This window comes from Bacillus sp. A260, assembly GCF_009861435.1.
GTDB lineage: Bacteria > Bacillota > Bacilli > Bacillales > Bacillaceae_G > Bacillus_A > Bacillus_A cereus.
In genome coordinates this window covers 636,257-660,852 of record NZ_CP046398.1, presented here as the reverse complement: position 1 = coordinate 660,852, position 24,596 = coordinate 636,257, and the positions used below count along the sequence as shown (strand labels likewise).

The window sequence follows — 24,596 nt, the reverse complement described above, 5'->3', positions numbered from 1 at the left end:
TCCTCTTAGTTATTCTCTTTTTTCTCTTGTGTCCCGCAAATAATGGTTTCTAACTTCTCAAAGAGACGTAATAAATCTTCTCTTTCTTGCAACTCTAAATGTGAAAAGTATTTTGCAATATGCTCGTTGCGAGCTGTCATTGCCTCTTCTACTCTAGCTTTCCCCTTTTTCGTTAACTCGATGATGACAACACGACGGTCATCTTTGTCGTGATAGCGTTCTACAAGTTCTTGATCGATTAGACGATCAATCATCACTGTAATTGCGCTAGGCTTCACATACATCTTTTTTGCTAATGTTGTCGCTCTTGAAGCCCCATAATGATCTAAAATCTTTAAAATATAAAACTGCGGTGGTGTAAGTCCTGTTGCTTGCATTTGTTCTAATAACTCCGTCTGCATTTTCTTTCCAATCGAAAAGGCAAGAGCTTGAATTTTATCGATATGCGTCATATCATTTGGCATGTTATCCACCTCTTATTTAAACAATAAAATATTTAACGTATTTAAATATTAATCCCGCGAACAAAATCCGTCAATACTTTTATTCATAAAAACGTTTACATTTTTGTCACAAAGTTGTATAATTTTCGACGAAGTTAATATTGACAGTCACGGAGAAACGGAGTACACGGCTATGAATCATAAAAAAGGAAACTTTTTTATATTTCATGGCCTTTTTATATTCTCTGTCTTAAAACGCTTCGAATTAATTAGGGGAGGATTTTCATTTTATGTTTTTTACACAATTATTTAAACCTGCGCCCCACGCGGAACGCTTACCAGCTGATCGCGTTGATAGCGAATACCGTAAATTACGTTTACAAGTATTCTTAGGTATCTTCATCGGTTATGCAGGCTACTACTTTGTTCGAAAAAACTTTTCACTAGCAATGCCATACTTAATCGAGCAAGGCTTTAGTAAAGGGGAACTTGGGGTTATCCTTTCAGCAGTTTCTATTGCTTACGGATTAAGTAAATTTCTTATGGGTATCGTATCCGATCGTTGTAATCCTCGCTACTTTTTAGCAGCTGGGCTATTTTTATCAGGTATCATTAATATTATTTTCGGCTCATTTTCTTTCATTACAACGAGCATTATACTTATGTTTGTACTTCAGTTTTTAAATGGATGGGTACAAGGTATGGGATGGCCTCCTTGTGGTCGTACGATGGTTCACTGGTTCTCTATTAGCGAACGTGGTACAAAAATGTCTATTTGGAACGTCGCTCATAATGTTGGCGGAGCGCTTATGCCTTCCCTTGTAACATTAGGCTTATACTTCTTCGCAGATGACTGGAAAAGTATTTTTTACTTCCCAGGTATTCTTTCAATTTTAGTTGGTATTTATGTATTAATTACGATGAAAGATACACCTCAATCTTGTGGACTACCTTCTATTGAAGAACATACTGGGGAATATCCACCAGATGAAAAAGTAAAAGATCGCGAACGCGAACTTTCAGTAAAGGAAATTTTATTTAAATACGTATTAAACAATAAGTTTTTATGGTACATCGCTATTGCGAACGTTTTCGTATATTTCGTACGTTACGGCGTTGTAGACTGGGCTCCTACTTATTTAGTAGAAGAAAAAAGCTTTACTCATAGTAGCTCACGTACTGCTTACGCTCTATATGAATGGGCTGGTATTCCAGGTACACTTCTTTGCGGATGGATGAGTGATAAACTATTTAAAGGACGTCGTGCACCTGCTGGTATTCTATTTATGGTTGGTGTATTTATCGCAGTTCTTGTTTACTGGTTAAACCCTCCTGGTAATCCAATGGTTGATAGTATCGCACTTGTCGCAATTGGATTTTTAATTTACGGACCGGTTATGTTAATTGGTCTACACGCTCTAGATTTAGCACCAAAGAAAGCTGCTGGAACTGCAGCAGGCTTAACTGGATTCTTCGGTTACTTAGGCGGAGCAGCTTTCGCTAGTGCAGCTATGGGCTTTATCGTAGATGCATTCGGATGGGATGGCGGATTCATCTTATTACTTGCATCTTGCGTACTTGCAATGTTCTTCCTTGCTCTTACTTTAAATACAGGGTCAGTAAAATCAAAACAAGCTTAAATAATATATAACAAGCATAAAAATAGCTCTTAGCATTTACATACATGCTAAGAGCTATTTTTTATTTTCATTGCTGTTCCTACTAATGATAACAACCCATTCCTTCCCTACTATAAGATTAAAAGATTTGATGAAACACCTTTATTAAAACGGCTAACGTAACAGATGCAGCAAATCCCCCTAAACAAATAAGACTGACACCTTGGCTATATGACAAATTTTGAAATGATTTCATTGCTTCCATCCTCCCTATCTCCCCTTTGATACTTTTATTTTACCAATGGGAAAAATTTCATAACATCGATTTCTCTAACAACTAACTTACAAATTTGTAAGTTAACATCTTTTCAACTTATATATCTAGTATTTCCACAGATAAGAGTCATTTATACATAAAAAAAGACCTCAGTTATACTAAGATCTTCGTTACATTCTATTTCATTTTACAATCATCACTGGACATTTCACACGCTTTGCTATTTTATGACTTACACTTCCCAGCACCATTTCTTGCAGTGTATTGAGCTCTCTACTTCCAGCAATGACAAGATCTATATCTCCTGTATTCACATATTGAACAATTGTATCTCCAGGATCACCATGTAATATCGTAATTGTATAAGAAATGTTCTCTTTCTTTAATAAACCTTCAATCTCTTTTAATTTATCTTTTCGACTAGCTGATATTGTTTCTAAATCTGTTTGACCTTGTATAATATCTGATTTTGCCGTTCTATTATCTACTACGTACACAACTTCAACATTTGTTTCTTCGCTACATTTTGCAATATATGTTGCATGTTCCGCTGCTCGAAGTGCATGTTCAGAACCGTCACATGCTAATATAATTTGTTTGTACATATGCTGAATCCCCTTTTCGTTATCCTACTCGTATTATATAATAAAGCCCCCTAAAAAGGAGGCTTTTAACTAGCAATTCTTTTATTATAAGTAGCTAAATTTGCAACAAGTTTTGAGCTACGTTCATTTAATCCTGTTATACTTACTTTCACGCCACTTTGTTCATATTTCATAATAACTTTATCAATTGATGCCACTGCCGAATCATCCCATACGTGCGCATGAGTAAAGTTCATTTCGATTTCTTTTATACCTTCATCCAATGAAAAAGCATTTATAAAATCTGCTGTAGATGCAAAGAAGAGTTGACCGTGAATTTCGTATATTTTCTTATTTTCAATATATAAATGTTTCACGTGAATCTTTGCCATATTGAATGCAAATAAAACCGCACTAATTACTGTTCCGATAATTACACCTAATCCCAAATTATGAGTGATAAGAACGACCACGACTGTTACGATCATGACGAATGCGTTCCCTTTTGGCACTTTATGAATCGTTGCTACAGAATTCCAATCAAACGTTCCGATTGAAACCATAATCATAACCGCAACTAAAGCTGCCATCGGAATATGAACGACATAATCTCCTAAAACGAATAGTAATACGATTAAAAATCCGCCCGCTACAAATGTTGATAGGCGACCTCGTCCACCTGATTTAATATTAATAACAGATTGACCGATCATTGCACAACCTGCCATTCCTCCGAAGAAACCAGCAACAATGTTTGCGATCCCTTGTCCGCGTGCCTCTTTATGCTTATTACTTTCCGTATGCGTCATATCATCTAAAACTGAAGCTGTTAATAATGATTCTAGTAAACCGATAATTGCAAGCATAACTGCATAAGGTAAAATAATCCCTAATGTCTCAAGTGTAAAAGGCACGTCAGGAATACTAAAGAACGGTAATTCTTTCGGCAGGCTTCCCATATCTCCTACTGTTTTCAACTGTAATCCGCTCATAAGTGCAATACTCGTCACAATAATAATTGAAATAAGCGTAGAAGGTACAGCCGTTGTAATACGTGGAAATAAATATATAATTGCAAGTCCTAATACAACGAGTGCATACATTTGCCAAGTTGCATTTTTAAAATGTGGCAATTGCGCTGTAAAAACTAAAATTCCAAGTGAATTTAAAAAACCACTCATAACAGATTTCGGAACAAACTTCATAAATGAGCTCAGTTTGAACACGCCAAAAACAATCTGGACAATACCTGTTAATATTGTTGTAGCAAATAAATATTGCAAACCATGATCTTTAACAAGCGTTACCATTAATAATGCCATTGCACCTGTTGCAGCTGAAATCATTCCAGTTCTTCCGCCAACAAATGAAATGGTAACTGCAATACAAAAGGCTGCGTATAGTCCAACTGTCGGATCCACGCCTGCAATAACAGAGAAGGCTATCGCTTCAGGGATTAACGCTAAAGCAACGACAATTCCTGATAACACGTCCCCTTTCACATTAGAAAACCAGTCATTTTTTATCGTTTGAAACAAAGTATCACTCCTCTACTCCTTTATAATTTGGTTTTCTCCATAAGAAAATCTAGCCGACTGCACGAAAGCTATTATATAACGAGTAGAAGATTTTTTGCTATGTAAAAGTTTCCTAAAGAAAAAGACACTACCTTAGTAGCATCTTTTCTCATTTCATTAATGTCCACCGTGTCCTTGACCACTTTCCTGAACAATTTCTAACCTCTCATCTAGTATTCCTTGTGTTTCAAATGAAATATCACTCGTATTTCCTAATAAGAAACCGTGATTATATGGTCCAAGTGTTGGATCATCTTTAAACTTCGGCTGAATGCTTGCAAGGAAGTCATACACTGTTTGTGAAGCTTTACCTTCTTCTAATAATACAACAGGTGCATGTTTACCCATATGTGAAAAAGGTGCCCCAGCAACTGCTAAATCTGGTGTTTTACTTGAAACAAATGATAAACCGTGACCAGGTTTTGTGAATCCCCAGCCAAATTTTGTTTTTTCATCTTTAAATTTAGCGAACGCAATCGAGTTTTCTGTAGGGGTCTCTCCACTAATACGCGTTACTTTCCCGTATTTGCTTAGCTCTTTTTCTACTTCTTTTGAAACAATTTTTTCTGGCCCTAATACATATATATTTGCTTTATCTTTTCTCATTTTTAGTGCCTCTATTGTCGCTTCTGGCACTTTATTCTTTTCTGTATAGAGTAGTGGTTCCGGCATATGAGAAATCCAATTTACAGCGGGGGTTGTATATAAACGTCCTTCTTCTGCAGACGAACCGATAATAACACTATTTGGGTAGCTTCCTGTTATATCGGCATACTCCTTATCAACATCCTTCGCAAATATAGCTGGGTCCGTTTCTTTTATTTGTTTTACTTTATAACCTTTTAATTGTTCAAGCGCGCTAGTACCTACATCTCCCATCACCATAATTTGTGTTCCATCTTTCGTTCCGATTGGATTTAATCGTTTTATTTCTTTTAACGTCATTTCCGGTATCTTTTCTTTTTCTATAAATAAAATCGGCCCGTTATTCGGATGATGAATAAAATCTGCACTCGCAATACCTAATTGCCACTCGCTTGCTGGTACTAAAATAACAGCACCTGGCTGGTTCTCCTTATGAGTTGCTGGCCATATCGTTTGCGAAGTTAATACTGCCATTTGCGAAGGATCGTTTGTGTTTAATCTCGTTACATTTTTTAAACTTGTCGTTAATAAATCATTAGATGCACCTTGGTTCATTTCTTTTGGCGCCGTTACCTCCTGATTCATTTTCATTTCCTTTTGCTCTGTTTTCTTCTCTTTTGTAGATTCATGGTTTTTATGGTCTGTATTCGTTTGTCCGCATGCAGCAAGACCAACTGCTGTAATTATTGTTATCCCAAAAATTCGGGTCATTTTTTTCACTATACCGCCTCCGTATTAATCATTTTTGAGCCAATATGATTACCTAAAATGTAATTTCAACTCCACAATAACAAGCAATTCTGAAGAAATTATGCAGACACATCATAATCTGCACCATTTCTTCATGATTTTGCATTACACTTTAAGTAACGATTATAAATATGGAGGGCTCTCTATGATTGATATACTGCTCGTAGACGATGAACCGAGAATGCTTGAATTATTAACGCTTTATCTTACACCAATTGGATATAACTGCGTATGTGCGACTTCAGGAGAAGAAGCTATTTTACATATAGAAAATCAAAACTTTAAATTTGTTTTACTCGATATTATGATGCCAAAGATGGACGGATGGGAAACGTGCAAAAAAATCCGATCTTTTAGTAACATTCCTATTATTATGGTTACAGCTCGTGATCAAACAGTAGATGTCGTTCAAGGATTAAAAATTGGAGCCGATGATTACGTAACGAAACCTTTCCATGAAGAAGAACTTTTCGCAAGAATTGAAGCCGTTTTAAGACGTACAAATGAACATAAACAAATCCAATATCACGGTATTGTATGGGATGAAACAAAACACTTCGTTTCTGTCCATAATGAAGAACTCCTTCTCACACCAATTGAATTTTCTTTACTCGGATTATTTTTACGCCATGTGAACTACGTATTAAACCGTGATCAGCTCATCGAACGAATTTGGGGGTTAAACACAAATACAGAAGATCGCACAGTCGATTCACATATTCGTAATTTACGTGATAAATTGCGAAAAGCAAATTTCCCTATTGATCATCATTTAAAAACCGTGTATGGAGTAGGTTATCGATGGATTAATACTGAACAGTAAGGGGCAAAACGATGAAACGAATTTCAATTCAATTCGGATTTTATTTTTTAATTGTTACACTTTTAATTGAAAGTGTTCTCTTTATTTTGCTCTATTATAGTCTTGTAAACACTAGAGTAAATGAAGAAATGACAGCTTTATTAAAGCGAGGAAATAGTCATCGAGATGTACTTGAAAAATATTACGATGAGCAAACCATCTCTCACGTAGCATTAATGGAATCTGAAGCTGAAACAACTGTCGTTATTACAAATGCAAATAAAGAAATACTAGCTAAATCTAACGAAATAAACACGACTATAAACGATCATATTAGTAAAATGCAAACTCGAACAGACCATAATGGAGCGATTATAGAAAATCATTGGAAAACATCTAATTATATATGTACAGTTAGCCCCATTGTAGTAGATGGAAAACATGAAGGCTATGTGTACATGTTTCTTGGAACAGAATCAATTGAAAAGTTAGTTAATGGATTAACAAAACAATTCATTATTGCTGGTGCCATCACATTTCTACTCACAGTCATCACAATTTTCCTATTATCTCGATTATTAACAAAACCATTGTTACACATGAAACATGCCACTGAAAAAATGAGTAAAGGTGATTTATCTGTTTCATTAACAACTACTCGAAATGATGAAATTGGTGAACTAGCATCATCTATTCAGACGCTCGCAAATGATCTACATTATATGAAAACAGAGCGAAGTGAATTTCTAGCAAGTGTTGCTCACGAATTACGAACACCGTTAACATACGTAAGAGGTTATGCTGACATTGCTTTAAAAGAAAGCACCCCTTCTGAACAACGTTTGCGATATTTATCAATTATAAAAGATGAGTCTGATTACATTACAAACTTAGTTCAAGATTTATTTTCACTTGCACAAATGGAACAACATAACTTTTCTATTCAAGTAAAGGAAGTGCATTTACACACCTTCCTTACGCGTATATGTGAAAAAGTAAACGCCATGTATAAAGAAAGGTACATTAAAGTTTCTTTCTCTTGTCCTCCTACACTGCTAGTAAACTTAGATGAACAACGATTCGAACAAGTTGTTGTGAATATTTTAAATAACGCTTATAGACATTCAAAAGAGCATTCTCATATAAACATTTCTATTACAGAAGAACATAAACGTATCTCCATTACAATTGAAGATGAAGGCGAAGGTATTCCGCTTGAAGACCTCCCTCACATTTTTGACCGCTTTTACCGTGTCGATAAAGCAAGAACACGATCTACAGGCGGAACTGGTTTAGGGCTATCTATCGTAAAAGAAATTGTAGAACTACACGGCGGAAATATTACTGTAACGAGCGAAGTCGATTACGGGTCTTGCTTTATAATTTCATTACCATCCATAAAAAAACACGACTATCATCAATAGTCGTGTTTTTTTATCACTTTACTTTATAATATAAATTTACAAATTGCCCAAAACGTTTCGTATCCATCAAAGTTAAATTAATTTCTGGGTTCTTGTCTTGAAATAACGGAACTCCAGAACCTAATATATGCGGTGTAATCGTAACAACATATTCATCAATTAGATTATTCTTAAAGAATTCTCTCAGTAGCTCTCCTCCACCAACCATCCATATTTTAGACCCTTCTTGTGCTTTTAACCTTTTTGTAAACTCCACTACATCTTCATTTACAAATTCCACGTTTCCGTCTGAACCTTTTTCTGAACGAGAAAAAACATAACATGCTTTATCTAAGTACGGGAATGTTTCCGTATGCTCTACTACATAATCGTACGTTTTCTTTCCCATAATTATTGTATCAATCGTTTCGTACATTTCTGTATAACCGTTATCTCCCTCTCCTTCCGTTTCCATTAACCACTCTAAATCATCATTTTCTTTCGCAATATATCCATCTAAACTCGCCGCAATAAATAAAACTATTTCACGTGACATATCTTTTCCTCCTTGTATCTCATCTTGATAACATATGATGTAAACAATATACTAACAATAAAACATGACAATTTATGTCACGTTAAAAAGAAAAGGTGATACATTTGTCAAAAGCTAAACGCTTATTAGATATTCTTATATTTGCTTCTGCCAAAAAGACATTTACAGCGCAAGAAATAGCTGATGAATTTAATATCTCCGTTCGTACTGTCCATAGATACATTTTAGATTTAAGTGATATGGGGTTGCCCATTTACGCAGAACAAGGTCGTAACGGCGGCTATAAAGTATTAACGAATAGAGTAATTCCGCCTATTTTATTTACGGAAGAAGAAGCAGTCTCTATCTTTTTTGCTTTTCAATCTTTAAGTTACTATCGCGACTTACCTTTTAACACAGAAATCAATTCCGTTACACATAAACTGTATAGCTCCCTACAACATGATGCGAAAGTGAAAGTTGATAAAATACGTTCTTATATCGCCTTTTGGAATCCGAAGAGAACAATTGAGACCCCACTTTTAAACGAAGTGTTAACAGCGGCTATTGAAAATAAAAATTTACACTTTCAATACGAATCTAAATCAGGGATAAAAACAAAACATGTTCATCCGATTGGTGTATATGCTCACGACGGGTTATGGTACTTACCGTCCTATGACTTCGGTAGAAAAAAAGTATTACTGTATCGCATCGATCGTATTCTTTCCATATTATCAACGGAAGAAAATGAGGATACATTCATGAATTTAGAAGAGTGGTTTGCCTCTAACTCTAACGTAGTACACATCCCTACTCAGTTACATGTTTTACTGACAACAGAAGGCGTACGCCAATGTAAAAGCGTTCCTTATCTTGAGGAATTCGTTATAGTAAACGAGGATGGGACAGGATATATACACTCAACAATTGATAAAGGTGAGATTAACTTTATTACTCCTTTATTTTATAGACTTGGAAAAGATGCAAAAGTGTTAGAACCGAAAGAATTGATAGATGGTTTACGTATACGTGCGAAAGAAATTTTACATATGTATGAAGACGAAAAAAGCTGCTAGATGTAAGCAGCTTTTTAGTCTCTTTGTTACTATTGACGAATATCAATCCACCAACGATATTCCGCATTCATATTTTCAGTGCCACCATTCCCTCTGTAATGGAAAGCATCCAAAAAGATTGAATCTAGTTTATCCTCATCTACAAAATAACCTAAGTTAACCTTCACCGTTTGTCCTGGTGTGATACTGCCAATATTATAAAAGCTTTTCCCGTCTCCGTGAGGTTCCAAGTAATCAACTTCACCCGTCATAATACGCGTTGCGTCCATTCCCTCTTCTTTAGCGTAGTTCCATGCATTCCCTTCAAATTTAAGCTGTTTTATGGATGGATGCATATAGATTTCTTCTGTCGACTTTTTACCAATATTTTTCACTGTTGTTGTTAAATAGACAAATTTAACATTAACTAATTTCGAATCTACTAATGTATCAATTGAATCTTTACCATTCCCTAATTTATATTCATCTCGTCTGTACGATAGTAATTTTCCCATCTGATCTAAAGCCTTATTCTTGCTTAATATCTCTAGGCCAAGTTCATTAAAATTCCCTTGTTTAAAATCTTTAATTGAATCAAAGACTTCAACTTTTTCTATCACATATTCAATTTGGCTGTTATCCATAGATATCGTTACTGGAACCTTTTGTCCTATATGAAATAGTCGTTTACTATCTTTTTTCAATGGAATCACCTTATTTTCTTTCGGTTCAGCTGCTTTGGTAAAGCGATTTTCATCATAATCTGCTATATATGATGCCTTTTCTTTTGACGTAGGCTCAAGTGAAATACTCCCTAACACATCTATCATTTGTTCTTCGTTTACATCGGATCCAATATAACTTTCTAACATAATCCCTTCTTTCTCAAAAAAGAGAAAGACCTTTCTGTCAAACATTACGTTGTTGTTTCCAGTTTCTTTATGGACAATTACTGCTTTCCTGCCATTTATCTCTTTTTCTTCATAACTTTTTGAATATAAAGTTTGAAAATCCGCATTTTCTCCCACTCTCGAAAGAACAAATGAAAACCCGCCCATTGCGTCGTTATCTTTAAATGAATATTTCATAGCACTATCATCAATTGCTTCCATATTTTCTGGCAATTTACCAATCTTCAACTTATACCACTGATTACTCTTTTTCGAATCCTTATTTGTTAAGGAAACATTTACTTCGTAATTTTGTTTTTGAACAATCATATTATAGACTTTCACTGCACCAAAAACAGTTGTTGGCATACCAATTAATAAACAGGCAGCAGCGATTAACATACGATGTCTTTTACGCTTTTTCTGTGGTCGCTCGCCTCTCAGCTTCATTTCTTCCATAAACAATTTCTTTTTGCGCGTATATGTATGTGAAAATTCATGTTGTTCTTCGGATTTATCAAAATCATCTAAAGCAATTTTTTCAGCAAGTTCATATATTTCTTTGGAGTTCTTTGAATTCGTCATGTTGTATACCTCCTATCATATTTTGGACTCGTTTTCGAGCGCGTTCAAACTGCTTGCGGACATTAGCCTCCGTAATCCCCATTACACTTGAAATTTCTTGATACGTTAAGTTATAGAAGACTTTGTACTTAAACACCTGTCTGTTAGATTCATTTAACTCTTTTAGCAATGTATCAATTTGAACCTCAGACATTTTACGTTTTTCCCACTCTTCAATATTTTCATCTACTGCTTCTATTGATTCTCTTTCATATTCTTCTAAAAATGTTTCATGTCGTTTATTTTTCCGGTAACTATCAATCGCCTTGTTTTTCGCGACCCTCAAAATATAGCGTTTAAGCTCTTCAGTGCTCAAGCTATGGAGCTTTTCCAAGTTCTTATAAAGAGTAATAAACGTCTCTTGAACCGCATCTTCAGCCTGTTGAATATTATTTAAAATAGAATAAGCTACATAATAAATTTTTTGTTCATACAACTCATATAGCTCTTCCATCTTTTCATAATCTTTGTTTGTAACTTTCATATAATTCCTCCTCTCACTCTATATAACGAATGAGCACTGTAACTTTGTGACACTGCAAAATCTTTTTATAGATAAAATTTAATAATAGAATAAACAAAAGCCCAATTTCTCTATTTTAACTAAGAAATCGGGCTTTTGTTTATTCGAATTTTCCTGACTGTTTCATAAAGAACATTCCTCTTATGCCTTTTCAGTCAGCAACACTTGCTCTATCTCTTCTTTTAACAACGTCTTTATTTCTTCCAAATTATGATTCTTCTTTTCTCCCGATTGTACCGTATAAAACTCAGCAAATGAACGCTCTTTATATCTCGGTACAACATGCATATGATAGTGCGTAAGTTCATTAAAGATTCCACCATTTTGACAAATCGTAATTCCGTCAGGTTTATATAATACCTTAATCGCTTTTGCAATCAGCTTAGAAGCATCCATAATGGATTTTGCTACAACATCATCTAATTCGTCTACTTCTACAACATGTTGCTTTGGCACAATTAAAGTATGTCCTGTATAGAAAGGTTCATGATCTAAAAAACATGTTACATAGTCATCTTCATATATTTTATATATTTTTTCCTCTTCATTTGCTAATTTACAACCTAAACAGTCCACTACACTTTCCCCTCTTTCTAAAAACATAAAAACGTGAGAATACGGCTCTCACGTTTTTATGTTTTATTTTATTAGTTCAATTGTTTCCGTAACTTTTATACTGTCTTTTACAGATTGAACAATCGTGCAATTTTTCACTGCAAGCTGCAATGCTTTGTCCAACTGCTCTTCTGTAATGTTTTTCGCTTTAATTTTATAGTGCAAATGAACACTTTCAACTGGTTTGGATAAAGCTTCACTTCTACCAATTTCAGTTTCGATCGTAAACGTATCGTATGTAATACGTTTCTTTTCTAAAATTGTTCGAAAGACAATTGCACTACATCCTGCGATAGAAGAAACGAGTAATTGTAACGGTGAATACCCGTTTTCTTTTCCAATCGCTAATTGAGCGTACGATAAATCTGCCTTTATATCATCGTATTTGATTGTTAGTTTCATTTGTTTTGTCCATCTCCACTTTCATCGGTTTCTGCTGTTTCTTACTCATATAATAATAATATATATAGCAGAAAATGATAAATGGAATACCGCAGTATAACGCCATTCTTTGTTCAGGAATAAACGCTAAACTAATAACAACGATGCTATTTGTAATTAAAGCTAAAATTGGAACAATCGGATATAGTGGTGTTCTATACTTTAAGTCCTCTAACTTTCCTCCGCCTTTTATATACTGACTTCTAAAGCGAAGTTGCGATAAAGCAATAATGATCCAACTTGAAACAGCCGATAAACCAGCTATCGATAATAAGTACATGTATACTGTATCTTCTGCAAGGAAACTTGTGAATAGAGATAATCCAGCTACCGCAATCGTTACGACTAGCGCTGTAATTGGAATACCACGCTTATTTACTTTCTGGAAGGAAGTTGGTGCCATTCCTTCATTTGCAAGTGACCATAGTATACGCGTCGCTGCATATAATCCAGAGTTCGCTACAGATAATAACGCAGTAATAATAACGAAGTTCATAATATCAGCTGCGTATGGAATACCAATTTTATCAAATACGACTACAAATGGGCTTTCAATTACGCCTGCTTCTTTCCAAGAAATTAATCCTACTAAAATCGTCATTGTTAAAATGAAGAATAACATAATGCGCCATACTGTATTACGGATTGCACGTGGAATTGTTTTTTCTGGATTTTCACTTTCTCCCGCTGCAATTCCGATTAACTCTGTTCCTTGGAACGAGAAGTTAACTGTAATCATTGTAAGTAATACGGCAGCTAGTCCATTCGGGAAAAGTCCACCATCGCTTACAAAGTTAGAGAAAAGAGGTGCTGCTTCTTTTCCGTCATATGATATAAATCCTAATAATGCACTACCACCAAGCACAACAAATGCAAGAATTGTAATTACTTTAATACTAGAGAACCAAAATTCTAATTCAGCATAACTTTTCGCCGAAATTGCGTTTGAAGCATATAAAATAACGCCGAATACAAGGCACCATACCCAAACATCAACATTTGGAAACCATCTTTTCATCATTAAACCGATTGACGTTAATTCTAGACCCACTGTTACTGCCCAGCCGAGCCAGTATAACCAGCCAATCATAAAGCCCGTTCCTGGTCCAATAAACTTCGTCGCATACTTTTGGAAAGATCCTGAAACCGGCATCGCTACCGTTAACTCTCCAAGACAAAGCATTGTTAAATACATAATAAATCCGCCTACTAAATATGAAAGGATGGCTCCCCCTGGTCCAGCCTGATTAATGGTGTAACCTGAACCTAAGAAGAAACCAGTTCCGATTACACCACCAAGTGCGATCATAAATAAATGTCTACTCTTCATCGTACGATGTAATTTCTCATTCGTTGGTTGCTGCATCTAAATCCTCCCCCTACCATACCCCTATATCCTGTTAAAATTTTCTGATAATAAAAATATACACGAAAGCGATTACATTTTCTATATAAAATTAAAACTTTTCTGATAAAACAATATAAAAATCGAATTATTGCAAGATTTAGATTCTATTTAGAGGAAAATAAGGAGAAACAAGGAAAAACCCTTACATATATTGTAAGAGTCAACGGAGTTCTAATCTTCTCGATAAAATTGATAAACTATAATTTACGATAAAGTACATACAAGCTACTACTATAAACGTCGGAATCATGTAATTCACATTTTGCCCGCTAATAATTTGAGCATTATGCATAAGCTCAGGGAGTGATATAACAACCGCTAGCGACGTATCCTTCAGCAATGAAATAAATTGACTGACAAGCGGTGGAACCATTCTCCTTAATGCTTGTGGCAAAATAATATGCCAAAGCGCTTGAACATACGTTAATCCCGAAGATCTTGCAGCTTCAACCTGCCCTTTTTCAATAGACAATAGACCACTTCTAACAATTTCAGATATCATTGCTGCCTCAAATATTGTTAAAGCAACAATTGCAGCTGTTATAATTTCTAATTTCAAGCCTGCTTCTGGAAGTGCAAAATACGTGAAAAATATAATTAACAGTAGTGGTAAGTTTCGAATCACTTCAACTATAACTCCTAATACTTGTGAGACGACAGGTATTTTCGTGTAGCGCAATATACCGATTACACTTCCAATAATAAAACTAAGTACAATTGCTATGAGCGCTACCTCTAATGTTATAAGTAATCCTTTTAATAAAAATAGAATATGATCTCCTGTAATTGCTCCCTTGAAATCCATTTACACCGCCTCCTTTGCTAAGCGTTTTTCTAAATAACGCACTAGCATACTGAGCGGAATTGTTAATATTAAATAAAACATCCCGACAAATATATAAACATCAAACGTAACAAACGTCTTCGTTGAAATTAAATCTCCTTGATACATTAAATCAGCACCAGCAATAATTCCAAGTATTGAAGAGTTTTTAACTAAATTGAGAAACTGGTTTCCTAAAGGGGGAATTACAATTTTCACTGCTTGGGGTAAGACAACATAATACATCGCCTGCACATACGTTAGCCCTGAAGAGCGAGCAGCTTCCATCTGCCCTTTCGCAACTGATAAAATACCAGCGCGAATTACTTCTGCAATAAAAGCTGCCGTATATACCGTAAGCGTAACTGTTCCTGCTACAAAACCATTTAAAGTAATTCCTATTACAGGTAAAGCAAAATAGAATATAAATACAATTAATACAAGTGGAATATTTCTTACAAACTCCACAAAAGCTGATCCTATCCAATTTAAAATGCGAATAGGTGCAATACGCATTACTGCCAAAATTACTCCTAAAATAAAACTACCTATCAATGCAATTACACTAGACATAACTGTATATTTAAACCCTTCTAAATACATATCAATGTTATTCGTTAATATAGAAAAATCAGGCACATATTCTCCCCTCTTTCTTTACAAGAAGAGGATGAGTACTCTCATCCTCTCACTTTTACTATCTACTTTTCTGGTTTTTGTCCAATCCACTTCTCATATAATTTGTCATACTCCCCGCTTGCTTTCATGTCTTTAATTAAAGTATTAATCTCTTTCGTTAAATCATCTGCCCCTTTTTGCACTGCAATTCCATACGGTTCATCTGTGAAAATTTTTCCTACTACTTCATAATTAGAATCTTGTTTTGCCATTCCGTAAAGGATCGCATTATCTGTCGTTAACACATCACCTTTACCTGCCTTTAACGCTGTAAATGCCTCACTATAATTTTCAAACTCTAATACAGTCGCTTCTGGTGACTTTTGACGAATGTTATTTGTAGATGTTGATCCTTTTACAGCTAATACTTTAACGCCTTGTTTTATATCATCGACGCTCTTAATATTGCTTCCTTTTTTCACAAGTAACGATTGTCCTGCTTTAAAATATACATCTGAAAAATCCACTTCTTTTTTGCGTTCTTCCGTAATTGTCATTGTTGCAATAATTGCATCAATATCACCATTTTTCAGCATTGGAATGCGTGTTTTAGACGTTACTTCTTTCAGCTCTAGCTTCTTTTCATCTCCAAGAATCTTTTTCGCCAGTGCCTTGGCGACATCAACATCGAATCCTTCTACCTGCCCTGTTGAAGGATTTTTTAATCCAAATAAATTCGTATCATTCTTCACCCCAACTACTAATTTCCCTCGTTTCTTAATTTGCTCAACAGCCCCGCCTTGCTTCGTATTTGTTTCCTTTGCCTCATCTTTCTTACTTCCGCATCCAGCAACAACAAGCACGAATAAACATGAAAATACGATTAAAGTAAATAACTTTTTCATTTTAAGCATGAAATTCCTCCTCTAATGATTTAGTACCCGACTTAAAAATAAACGGGCTCTTTCTTGTTCAGGGTTTGCAAAAAAGTTCGCCGGTGTTGTATCTTCAATAATTTGGCCATCATCCATAAATAAGATCCTATCTGCTACTTCTCGCGCAAATCCCATTTCATGCGTGACAACGACCATTGTCATCCCTTCTTTAGCCAGTGCTTTCATAACATCAAGTACCTCTCCAATCATCTCTGGATCAAGAGCAGACGTAGGCTCATCGAATAGCATAATTTCTGGCTGCATTGCAAGTCCTCTAGCAATTGCCACCCGTTGCTGTTGTCCTCCGGATAATTGATGTGGATATACGTTAGCCTTCTCCGGGATTCCTACTTTCTCTAAATAAAACATTGCTGTTTTCTCTGCTTCTTCTTTGGAAACTTTATTTACTTTAATCGGTGCTAATGTAATATTTTGAAGAACCGTTTTATGTGGATATAAATAAAAATGTTGAAAGACCATCCCAATATTTCGCCGCAATTCATTCATGTCCGTTTTTTTATTGTGTACCTCTGTATTTTGTACAATTAATTCTCCATCTGTAATTGCCTCTAATTGATTTATACATCGAAGCAATGTACTTTTTCCTGATCCTGAAGGCCCGACAACTACCACCACTTCGCCTTTTTTCACTTGCATATTAATATTTTTCAAAACTTGAAAGCTACCATAATATTTATTTACATTACGAAATTCTATCAACATACTCCCCCTTCCCCTAACAATGCATGTACATTCTTTTTATATTCAAAAATAGGCAAAAAAATAACTTCCAGCCTCATTTTGTCCATAAAAAAAGCAAAGGCATTTTCCCTTTGCTTTTTCATTTCTATTCTATTAAGTTAAGATACTTCTTCTTTCTTATCTTTCCCGTATTCATGCTCCCAAAAATCAGCATTTTTAATTCCTAATGGCCCTGGATCGAATACTGGATCTTTTCCTTCTTTTTTCTGTTTTTCATAATCCTTTAATGCGACTAATGCAGGTTTTTGTAACAATAAAATCGCAATGATATTTACCCATGCCATAATCCCTACACCGATATCACCTAAAGCCCAAGCCGTTGCTGCTGTTTTTATACAACCGTAGAATACAGCTCCTAAAAATACAAATTTTAATACCATAGACATCCAAGGACGGTCTTTATCACGATTTAAGTACGCGATATTCGTTTCTGCAATGTAGTAATACGCCATAATTGTTGTAAACGCGAAGAATAATAACGAGATTGCAACGAAACCATTTCCAAATCCAGGGAAAACAGATTCTACCGCCGCCTGTGTATATCCTGGTCCTGGCTGAGCGCCGTTTAGTTTATTAACGATAAAGTTTTTTCCGCTTGCATCAAATACGTTATACATGCCTGTAATAATCATCATAAATGCTGTTGCTGAACAAACAAATAATGTATCAATGTAAACGGAAAATGCTTGTACTAACCCTTGCTTAGCTGGATGTGATACTTCGGCTGCAGCTGCTGCGTGTGGTCCAGTCCCTTGTCCTGCTTCATTGGAATAAATACCACGTTTTACCCCCCAAGAGATTGCTAAACCGATAATACCACCGAAAGCAGCTTCTAATGCAAATGCACTTCTTATAATTAACATAAATGCTTCTGGCAATTTTTCAATATTCATAGCAACAATGACGCAAGCTACTAAAATATAGCCTATTGCCATAAACGGTACGACAACTTGCGCTACGTTAACAATTCGCTTTACTCCACCGAAAATGATAAGAGCTAATACGACAACTAATATAGCCCCTGATACGGTAGTATTAATACCAAAAGCAGTTTCTAAACTTACAGCAATACTATTTGCTTGTACACCTGGTAGTAAAAGTCCTGTTGCAAGAATTGTCGCTGCAACGAATACTAAAGCATACCATTTCACACCTAAACCTTTTTCAATGTAATAAGCAGGTCCACCACGAAACTGCCCTTGATGTTTCGTCTTATATATTTGCGCGAGTGTTGATTCTACATAAGCTGATCCTGCCCCTAAAAAGGCTACTGCCCACATCCAAAATACAGCTCCTGGTCCACCGAATGCAACCGCTGTTGCTACCCCAGCGATATTCCCTGTTCCAACACGTCCTGATAACGAAAGTGCTAACGCTTGGAATGAAGAAACACCAGCTTCTGATTTTTCCCCTTGAAATGTCAGCTTCACCATTTCTCCTACATGTCTTACTTGTAAAAACTTCGTTCGAATAGAAAAATATAAACCTACTCCTAAACATAAATAAACAAGTGCTGGACTCCAAACAATATTATTTAACCAATTTACGAAAGCTTCCAACATTCCCCCTCCTTTTTTATAAAGAATATTCAGAATATATATAAAATTATAAGTGTATACCGAATCTAGGACAATATTATTTTAATAAAGTAAACATATTTTTGTATAAAAAAACAAAGTATATATTTGTTTTATATACTTTGTTTTGAACTGAATGTATTATATATTCACAATTGCTTCTCTTTTAATAATTCTTTCGTATAGCTCTTCTGATAATTTCAAGAAGTTATCAGGCATATCTTTCCCTTTAAACTTCTTTTGAAGCGTTCCATATAAACCTATATCACGTAAACGTAAAAATAGTGGTAACGATTCATACCAACTATCCGCCAGCCTGTGCTCATACTCATATCCTTTTCGTAACACTTGTAACTGTTTACGAGCAAAATCTGTCTTCTCTTCTGCTGTCCACGGTGTAAATAGAACAGAGTAGTATAAAACCATCGCTAAATCATGTATAAAGTAATTATAAGCAGCATCATCAAAATCAAAGATTGTTAGCTCTTTACCATCATAATGAAAATTACCTTGATGAATATCACCGTGCATAAGACCGAACGTTTCTCTTTCAACTGGAAGAGCCTTAATTTCATCCATTAATACTGCTGCAATCTCTTTCACTTGACCATCTTCTAATTCATTAACAATTCCACTTTCGTCTTCTTCCCACGTATCACGGTAGTCTGTTTTAGGATAATCCATTGTAAGGCGATGCAGTTGCCCAATCGCTTTTCCCCACGCTTCAAAATAAGCATCTCCCCAATAAGGCGATTCTGCTCCTTTTACTTGCTCACCTTTTGCATATATAAATAAAGAAGCGAAAAAGAAAGTCCCATCCTCTGCTACGATTTCTTCTACGAGATTTCGAGACGTTGAATAAAGAGGTCCTGCTACCTTTGCCCCATTCTCCGCAACATATCGTAAAAAATCTAGTTCAGCCTCTACCTCTTGTTTAGAACGATGAGAAGAATGTGTTAAACGTAATACATAATCTTCATCATTATCACCCTTCGCCTTAAAAATATAATTCTCAAAATCTCCAAGTGGCTTTTCTTCTACTGTTACATGAAACAAACCCGCTGCTCTTTTTAAAATCTCTTTCGTAAAAACACGTTCTACAGCTATTTCCATATATATCCCTCCTATATATCTTCTTAATTCGACACAAATGTTAGAAGTACTGCTATGAAATTGAATAATGCGTGGGCAATCATAGCTGATAAAATAGAATTTGTTTTCTCATATAACCATACAAATACTACCCCACTCAAAAAATTCACCAGTAATGTGTTATATGTAGGGATATGGACAACGGTAAATATTATGGAACTAATAAACATACCGCCCCACATGCCATATCTATCACGAAAAAATGTATAAAAAACACCTCGATATAAAATCTCTTCATAGATTGGTGATATAATTGCTGCTCCAATTACCACGATACAGAATGAATAGATTGATTTATCATTTTGGACCGTCTCCGTCTTACTATTTTCAAAGGAAATACCCATTTTCTCCATTATCACTAATACAGCAATACTAGCTACAATTAAGAAAATAACCGCTCCAACTGTCCATAAAAGATCTTTCCATGAAAGCTTCCGAATTCCAATATCTTTCCACGAGAGTTTATATCTTTTGATACAAAAAAGATAAACTACAGTAGTAAATATCACTGCCATTATAAAGCCCATTAATACTCCAGCATATAGTGAGTTACCTATTATTTCTAAAATATATTTATAAAAAAGAGATTCAACAGTTACTGGAACAATAACAAATACAAACATAAATAAATATAAAATTTCTTTCCATCCCCACATATCCCTCAAAGTCATTTATATCATCCCCTATACCCTATTTTCTATAGTATAAAAGATGACGTAACGTAACTTTCAAGCTACTTTGTCAAAAATAATCCAAGCATAAATTTCTCACAAAAAGCAAAAATTAACAGAAGTAACTTTATCTAAAAGAGGTGGAAATTATGACAGAGAAAAAAGAACAACAAGAGAGTACGGGCCAAAAGCATATGTTTCCATCACTTCCGGAAAATATTAATTACATTGAAAATAAGCTATGTCACTCAGATGATATAAAAAAATTAGATGTCCCATTTCAAAACGGAAAAGGAACAATCTTATATATCGAATCTTTAGCAGACCCAAATTTGATTCACCAATTAGCTCTTGATCCTTTATTAACTCGGTCGGATTTGGCTTTAGATAAAGCTTTTGCCACATTAAATATGAAAAAAGAAACGAATTTAAATTATGGTGTGCAGCTTTTATTACAAGGTAAATCCTTATATTTTCATGAACACGTCGACAGTTTTTTTATTTTCGAAACAGCTTTATCTTTAAAGCGAGATATAGCAGAGCCTGATAATGAAGGGATTGTGCGCGGTCCACATACTGGTTTTGTAGAGGATCTAGCAACTAATTTAGCTTCGATTCGTAAGCTCATAAAAAGTCCAAATATCGTCGTTAAATATTTCACACTTGGTGAAGAAATGCATACGAAAGTGGCAATTGCTTATATGCAAAACATAGCGAATGACGATTTAGTTACAGAAGTAAAAAGAAGGTTAGAAACGATTAAGACAGATGCACTTATGCCTCCAGGATATATACAAGAATTTATAGAGGATACGTCTTTCTCACCATTTCCGCAGCAATTAAATACAGAGCGTCCAGATAGGACCGCTGCAAATTTAATGGAAGGACGAGTTGCTATTTTATCTGATGGAGATCCCACAGCGCTTATCGTTCCTGTTACGTTATTTGCTTTCTATCAATCACCAGACGATTATAATAACCGCTGGATTGTCGGTTCTTTCGTCCGAATGATTCGCTTAGTGAGTTTCTTGATTGCTTTTCTCTTACCAGCTATATATATCGCAACCGTAGCCTTTCATCCTGATGTATTGCCGCTCGAACTTGTGTATACAATTAAAGCTTCATTAGAGAAAGTACCACTTCCTCCTATTTTTGAAGCTCTCTTAATGGAATTAATCTTTGAATTATTACGGGAAGCTGGTATTCGCTTACCAAGCCGAGTTGGACAAACAATCGGTATTGTAGGTGGTTTAGTAATTGGTGATGCAATTGTAAAAGCTGGACTTGTTTCTTATACGATGATTATTGTTGTAGCTTTAACTGCCATCTCATCTTTTCTCGTTCCATCAAACGATATGAGTTCAGCAGTTCGAATTCTTCGTTTTCCATTAATGATTCTTGCTGCTATATTCGGATACGTCGGAATATCATTCGGTCTAATTATAACTTTCGTTCATTTATGTCAATTACATTCATTTCATACGCCATATCTTTCTCCTGTTGCCCCGATGCGGATAAAAGATATGAAAGATTCTTTCGTAAGACTTCCAATTTGGTCGTTTTGGGAACGACCACATGATCCAAAACCGAAAAAAATGCAACGACAACATGTAACGAGAGAGGATGAGGACGGTGACAAACACGCAAAGTAAAATTTCGCTCGTTCAATTTACCTTTTTCGTTATTCAATGCCAAATCGGAGTTGGTATCCTTTCTCTACCTAACCGTCTTCACCCAATAGCAAAAGGAGGTGGATGGATTTCCGCTCTCGTCGCTGGGCTTGCAATTCAACTTATTATTTTACTTATGTGGCTTTTCTTAAAGCGATTTCCTGATGCAGATATGTATGAAAGCGTTTGTATGCTATTTGGTAATAAGTTTGGAAAACTATTAGGTTTTGCTTATGTTTTTTATTTTACGCTTATTGGTATGACGGTTATGTTGAATGCTTGTAATGTCATTAAAGTATGGATATTACAAGCTACTCCTTGGTCTGCCATTCTCATGCTATTTACGATAGCTTGCTGCTATATAGCCTATAATACATTTAAAGTCATCGTACGATTTTATGTCATGGCCTCTATCCTCATTATTCCAATGGCCCTTTTAATTGCCCTAGGGCTTTCCCGAGCTGATTTCTCTTATATTTTTCCCATTACAGAAGCCGGCTGGTGGAATATAATTCAAGCATCCAAGGAAACAATTACAGCCATGTATGGTTTTGAAATCATTCTTATCGCTTTTCCAAAAGTAAATGGCAGTTCTGTCGCAAAACTGAAGGCCATTTCTATCGCTAATGGATTTGTAACACTTTTTTATACTTTTACTGTTTGGATTTGCTTTATCGTATTTAGTCCAAAACAAATTGAGCTTATTCCAGAACCAGTTGCTTACTTATTACGCTCCTTACATATCGGAATTATAGACCGAACTGATTTACTATTTATACCAATTTGGATGATAACTGTTGCAGCTTCTATCGCTAGTTATTATTGCGCTGCTTCAATCGGAATAGGACATATATTCAATCTTGCTAATCATAAAAAAGCTGTTCCAATCATTGGTATTATTGCTTTTAGTGTAGCCTTATTTATAGATACACCTGAAGAATTAAAAGTAATCTCAACTTTCACTGATAAGTTCACCTATATTTTCATAGTTGTCCTTCCTCTTTTATTTCTACTTTATTCTGTGATACGAAATAAGAAAGGAGAACAGTATGTTCAAAAAAAGAGTTAAATTACTTTTTGTATTATGTACTAGTTCCCTCCTTTCTGGATGCTGGGATCAAGAACCATTAAGGGAGGCAAGGTTAGCTTATAGTATTGGATCTGATATTACGGAAGAGAATCAACTCCAGCAAACAATCGAGCTCGTAAAAAGTTCAAGCGGAGAGCAATCTTCATTCGAAAATGAAATACATTCAGCAACGGGGCATAACATAAGGGATACAAGCGATGCCCTAAAAAAAAATGTTACTGGGAATATTCGTTATTTTAAATATGGTGTTCAATTACTAGGAACCAAAATCCTAAAAAAAGGTATATTACCTTATTTAGATGTCAGTTTTCGGGACCCAACAAACCCAACTGCTTTAGTAAAACTTATTGCAGTAGATGGTGAAACATCCGAGATACTAGAAAAAAAGAAAGTAGGAAATTTACTAATTGGAGATTTTCTAAAGAAAAAAGTGAAAAGCTTAGAAGATATGAGTGTATTTCCAAAAGAAACTTTAGAGACAGCTGCTACAAAAATGTTAGATCCCGGTAAAGACTTTACCCTCCCTTCTATAAAAATAAAAGGAAAAGAAGTAATTACAAACGGTCTAGCTTTATTTAACAATGATAAATTAACTGGGCATTTACCTTTGAAACAATCTGTTTTATTCGTATTATTAACCGGAAAAATGGGAACAAGTGCCCGTATAACCCAGAAGCTTACTAGCGATGAATCAGAGAAAACATCTGATTATTTAACAATGGAAATTAGCAACCGAAAGTTAAAACGAGACTTAAAAATAACAACAGATAAAAAAGGAAATGTTTATGCTCACATTAAGCTCCAACTAAAAGTTATAGCGCTTGAAGCTCCGAGAGATAATCTTTACAAAATGGATGAAAGAAAAAAACTAAATAAAGAATTGTCTAAACAACTTACGAAAGAAGCTAAAAAGATAACGAAAAAGTTACAAAAAGCAAACTGTGATGCTTTCGGTATCGGCAGACACCTTATCGCCTACCACCCTGACTTATGGAGGAAGAAAAATTGGAATAAAGATTATGCAAAAGTAAAATTCAAACCTGAGGTAGAGGTAAACATTTTGTACAGTGGTGTCCTAAAATAAAAGGTTGTATGCCGCATGGG

Annotated in this window: 25 protein-coding genes; 7 read left to right on the top strand and 18 right to left on the bottom strand. The window is 35.1% G+C overall.

The annotated features are described in order from the left end of the window. Window positions 1-5: 5 nt before the first annotated feature. Window positions 6-464, bottom strand: coding sequence for a MarR family winged helix-turn-helix transcriptional regulator (locus GD442_RS03325; protein WP_001132365.1), 459 nt, complete (start codon window positions 462-464; stop codon window positions 6-8). A gap of 269 nt (window positions 465-733) precedes the next feature. On the opposite strand from GD442_RS03325, the gene glpT reads away from it, so the two are divergent. Further along, on the top strand, window positions 734-2,083 hold the full coding sequence (gene glpT, locus GD442_RS03320) for a glycerol-3-phosphate transporter (RefSeq protein ID WP_000466385.1): 1,350 nt from the start codon (window positions 734-736) through the stop codon (window positions 2,081-2,083). Window positions 2,084-2,201: 118 nt separating this feature from the next. On the opposite strand, the gene GD442_RS03315 is transcribed toward glpT, so the two are convergent. The 4 genes from GD442_RS03315 to GD442_RS03300 all read right to left on the bottom strand — a co-directional run bounded on the left by GD442_RS03315 (window position 2,202) and on the right by GD442_RS03300 (window position 5,865). Beyond that, complete coding sequence (locus GD442_RS03315) at window positions 2,202-2,318, bottom strand: DUF4027 family protein (RefSeq protein WP_000834733.1); 117 nt, start codon at window positions 2,316-2,318, stop codon at window positions 2,202-2,204. Window positions 2,319-2,521: 203 nt separating this feature from the next. Beyond that, on the bottom strand, window positions 2,522-2,944 hold the full coding sequence (locus GD442_RS03310; RefSeq protein WP_086407836.1) for a universal stress protein: 423 nt from the start codon (window positions 2,942-2,944) through the stop codon (window positions 2,522-2,524). 65 nt (window positions 2,945-3,009) lie between these two features. Then, window positions 3,010-4,461 carry a SulP family inorganic anion transporter gene (locus GD442_RS03305; RefSeq protein WP_000487896.1) on the bottom strand — a complete coding sequence of 484 codons (1,452 nt, stop codon included), beginning with the start codon at window positions 4,459-4,461 and terminating at the stop codon, window positions 3,010-3,012. Window positions 4,462-4,617: 156 nt separating this feature from the next. Continuing rightward, window positions 4,618-5,865, bottom strand: coding sequence for a hypothetical protein (locus tag GD442_RS03300; protein WP_000738878.1), 1,248 nt, complete (start codon window positions 5,863-5,865; stop codon window positions 4,618-4,620). A gap of 175 nt (window positions 5,866-6,040) precedes the next feature. On the opposite strand from GD442_RS03300, the gene GD442_RS03295 reads away from it, so the two are divergent. After that, window positions 6,041-6,718, top strand: coding sequence for a response regulator transcription factor (locus GD442_RS03295; RefSeq protein WP_000565469.1), 678 nt, complete (start codon window positions 6,041-6,043; stop codon window positions 6,716-6,718). 11 nt (window positions 6,719-6,729) lie between these two features. Beyond that, the gene (locus tag GD442_RS03290) at window positions 6,730-8,121 is read left to right on the top strand and encodes a sensor histidine kinase (RefSeq protein WP_000822525.1); all 1,392 of its coding nucleotides are present in this window, start codon (window positions 6,730-6,732) and stop codon (window positions 8,119-8,121) included. A 13-nt stretch (window positions 8,122-8,134) separates the two neighbouring features. Here GD442_RS03290 and GD442_RS03285 read toward each other — a convergent pair whose 3' ends face one another. Next, on the bottom strand, window positions 8,135-8,656 hold the full coding sequence (locus GD442_RS03285) for a dihydrofolate reductase family protein (RefSeq protein WP_000085780.1): 522 nt from the start codon (window positions 8,654-8,656) through the stop codon (window positions 8,135-8,137). 95 nt (window positions 8,657-8,751) lie between these two features. Between GD442_RS03285 and GD442_RS03280 the strand changes: the two genes are divergently transcribed. Then, window positions 8,752-9,714 (top strand): helix-turn-helix transcriptional regulator, encoded by a 963-nt coding sequence (locus GD442_RS03280; RefSeq protein WP_113732210.1) that lies wholly within the window; start codon window positions 8,752-8,754, stop codon window positions 9,712-9,714. A gap of 29 nt (window positions 9,715-9,743) precedes the next feature. On the opposite strand, the gene GD442_RS03275 is transcribed toward GD442_RS03280, so the two are convergent. The 12 genes from GD442_RS03275 to GD442_RS03220 all read right to left on the bottom strand — a co-directional run bounded on the left by GD442_RS03275 (window position 9,744) and on the right by GD442_RS03220 (window position 20,732). Beyond that, window positions 9,744-11,168, bottom strand: coding sequence for a DUF4367 domain-containing protein (locus GD442_RS03275; protein ID WP_159365040.1), 1,425 nt, complete (start codon window positions 11,166-11,168; stop codon window positions 9,744-9,746). Continuing rightward, window positions 11,134-11,691: an RNA polymerase sigma factor gene (locus GD442_RS03270; RefSeq protein WP_000869257.1), complete on the bottom strand. Its 558-nt coding sequence runs from the start codon at window positions 11,689-11,691 to the stop codon at window positions 11,134-11,136. The genes GD442_RS03275 and GD442_RS03270 overlap by 35 nt, the downstream gene beginning before the upstream one ends. A 180-nt stretch (window positions 11,692-11,871) precedes the next feature. Then, a complete protein-coding gene (locus tag GD442_RS03265) occupies window positions 11,872-12,333 on the bottom strand; it encodes an HIT family protein (RefSeq protein WP_002025299.1) in 462 nt (153 codons plus the stop codon). 36 nt (window positions 12,334-12,369) lie between these two features. Next, the gene (locus GD442_RS03260; RefSeq protein ID WP_086407838.1) at window positions 12,370-12,747 is read right to left on the bottom strand and encodes an OsmC family protein; all 378 of its coding nucleotides are present in this window, start codon (window positions 12,745-12,747) and stop codon (window positions 12,370-12,372) included. After that, the gene (locus GD442_RS03255) at window positions 12,722-14,152 is read right to left on the bottom strand and encodes an amino acid permease (protein WP_001187098.1); all 1,431 of its coding nucleotides are present in this window, start codon (window positions 14,150-14,152) and stop codon (window positions 12,722-12,724) included. Before GD442_RS03255 ends, GD442_RS03260 begins: the two co-directional genes overlap by 26 nt. A gap of 202 nt (window positions 14,153-14,354) precedes the next feature. After that, a complete protein-coding gene (locus GD442_RS03250) occupies window positions 14,355-14,999 on the bottom strand; it encodes an amino acid ABC transporter permease (RefSeq protein ID WP_000345960.1) in 645 nt (214 codons plus the stop codon). Then, complete coding sequence (locus GD442_RS03245; protein WP_086407839.1) at window positions 15,000-15,656, bottom strand: amino acid ABC transporter permease; 657 nt, start codon at window positions 15,654-15,656, stop codon at window positions 15,000-15,002. Window positions 15,657-15,718: 62 nt separating this feature from the next. Next, window positions 15,719-16,549 (bottom strand): glutamine ABC transporter substrate-binding protein GlnH, encoded by an 831-nt coding sequence (glnH, locus tag GD442_RS03240; protein WP_000916491.1) that lies wholly within the window; start codon window positions 16,547-16,549, stop codon window positions 15,719-15,721. Between the two features lie 12 nt (window positions 16,550-16,561). Next, window positions 16,562-17,293: an amino acid ABC transporter ATP-binding protein gene (locus tag GD442_RS03235; protein ID WP_050551988.1), complete on the bottom strand. Its 732-nt coding sequence runs from the start codon at window positions 17,291-17,293 to the stop codon at window positions 16,562-16,564. A gap of 137 nt (window positions 17,294-17,430) precedes the next feature. Next, on the bottom strand, window positions 17,431-18,891 hold the full coding sequence (locus GD442_RS03230; RefSeq protein ID WP_000387160.1) for an alanine/glycine:cation symporter family protein: 1,461 nt from the start codon (window positions 18,889-18,891) through the stop codon (window positions 17,431-17,433). A 159-nt stretch (window positions 18,892-19,050) separates the two neighbouring features. Further along, on the bottom strand, window positions 19,051-20,022 hold the full coding sequence (locus GD442_RS03225; RefSeq protein WP_000401640.1) for a phosphotransferase enzyme family protein: 972 nt from the start codon (window positions 20,020-20,022) through the stop codon (window positions 19,051-19,053). Window positions 20,023-20,045: 23 nt separating this feature from the next. Beyond that, a complete protein-coding gene (locus GD442_RS03220; RefSeq protein ID WP_086407841.1) occupies window positions 20,046-20,732 on the bottom strand; it encodes a CPBP family intramembrane glutamic endopeptidase in 687 nt (228 codons plus the stop codon). Between the two features lie 149 nt (window positions 20,733-20,881). Between GD442_RS03220 and gerKA the strand changes: the two genes are divergently transcribed. Genes gerKA through gerKC form a run of 3 tightly spaced genes read left to right on the top strand, consistent with a single transcriptional unit; the run spans window position 20,882 to window position 24,576 of the window. Beyond that, window positions 20,882-22,384 (top strand): spore germination protein GerKA, encoded by a 1,503-nt coding sequence (gene gerKA / locus GD442_RS03215; RefSeq protein ID WP_086407842.1) that lies wholly within the window; start codon window positions 20,882-20,884, stop codon window positions 22,382-22,384. Further along, complete coding sequence (locus GD442_RS03210; protein WP_000185798.1) at window positions 22,365-23,471, top strand: GerAB/ArcD/ProY family transporter; 1,107 nt, start codon at window positions 22,365-22,367, stop codon at window positions 23,469-23,471. The genes gerKA and GD442_RS03210 overlap by 20 nt, the downstream gene beginning before the upstream one ends. Then, the gene (gene gerKC, locus GD442_RS03205; protein WP_000474044.1) at window positions 23,452-24,576 is read left to right on the top strand and encodes a spore germination protein GerKC; all 1,125 of its coding nucleotides are present in this window, start codon (window positions 23,452-23,454) and stop codon (window positions 24,574-24,576) included. The genes GD442_RS03210 and gerKC overlap by 20 nt, the downstream gene beginning before the upstream one ends. Window positions 24,577-24,596 lie beyond the last annotated feature (20 nt).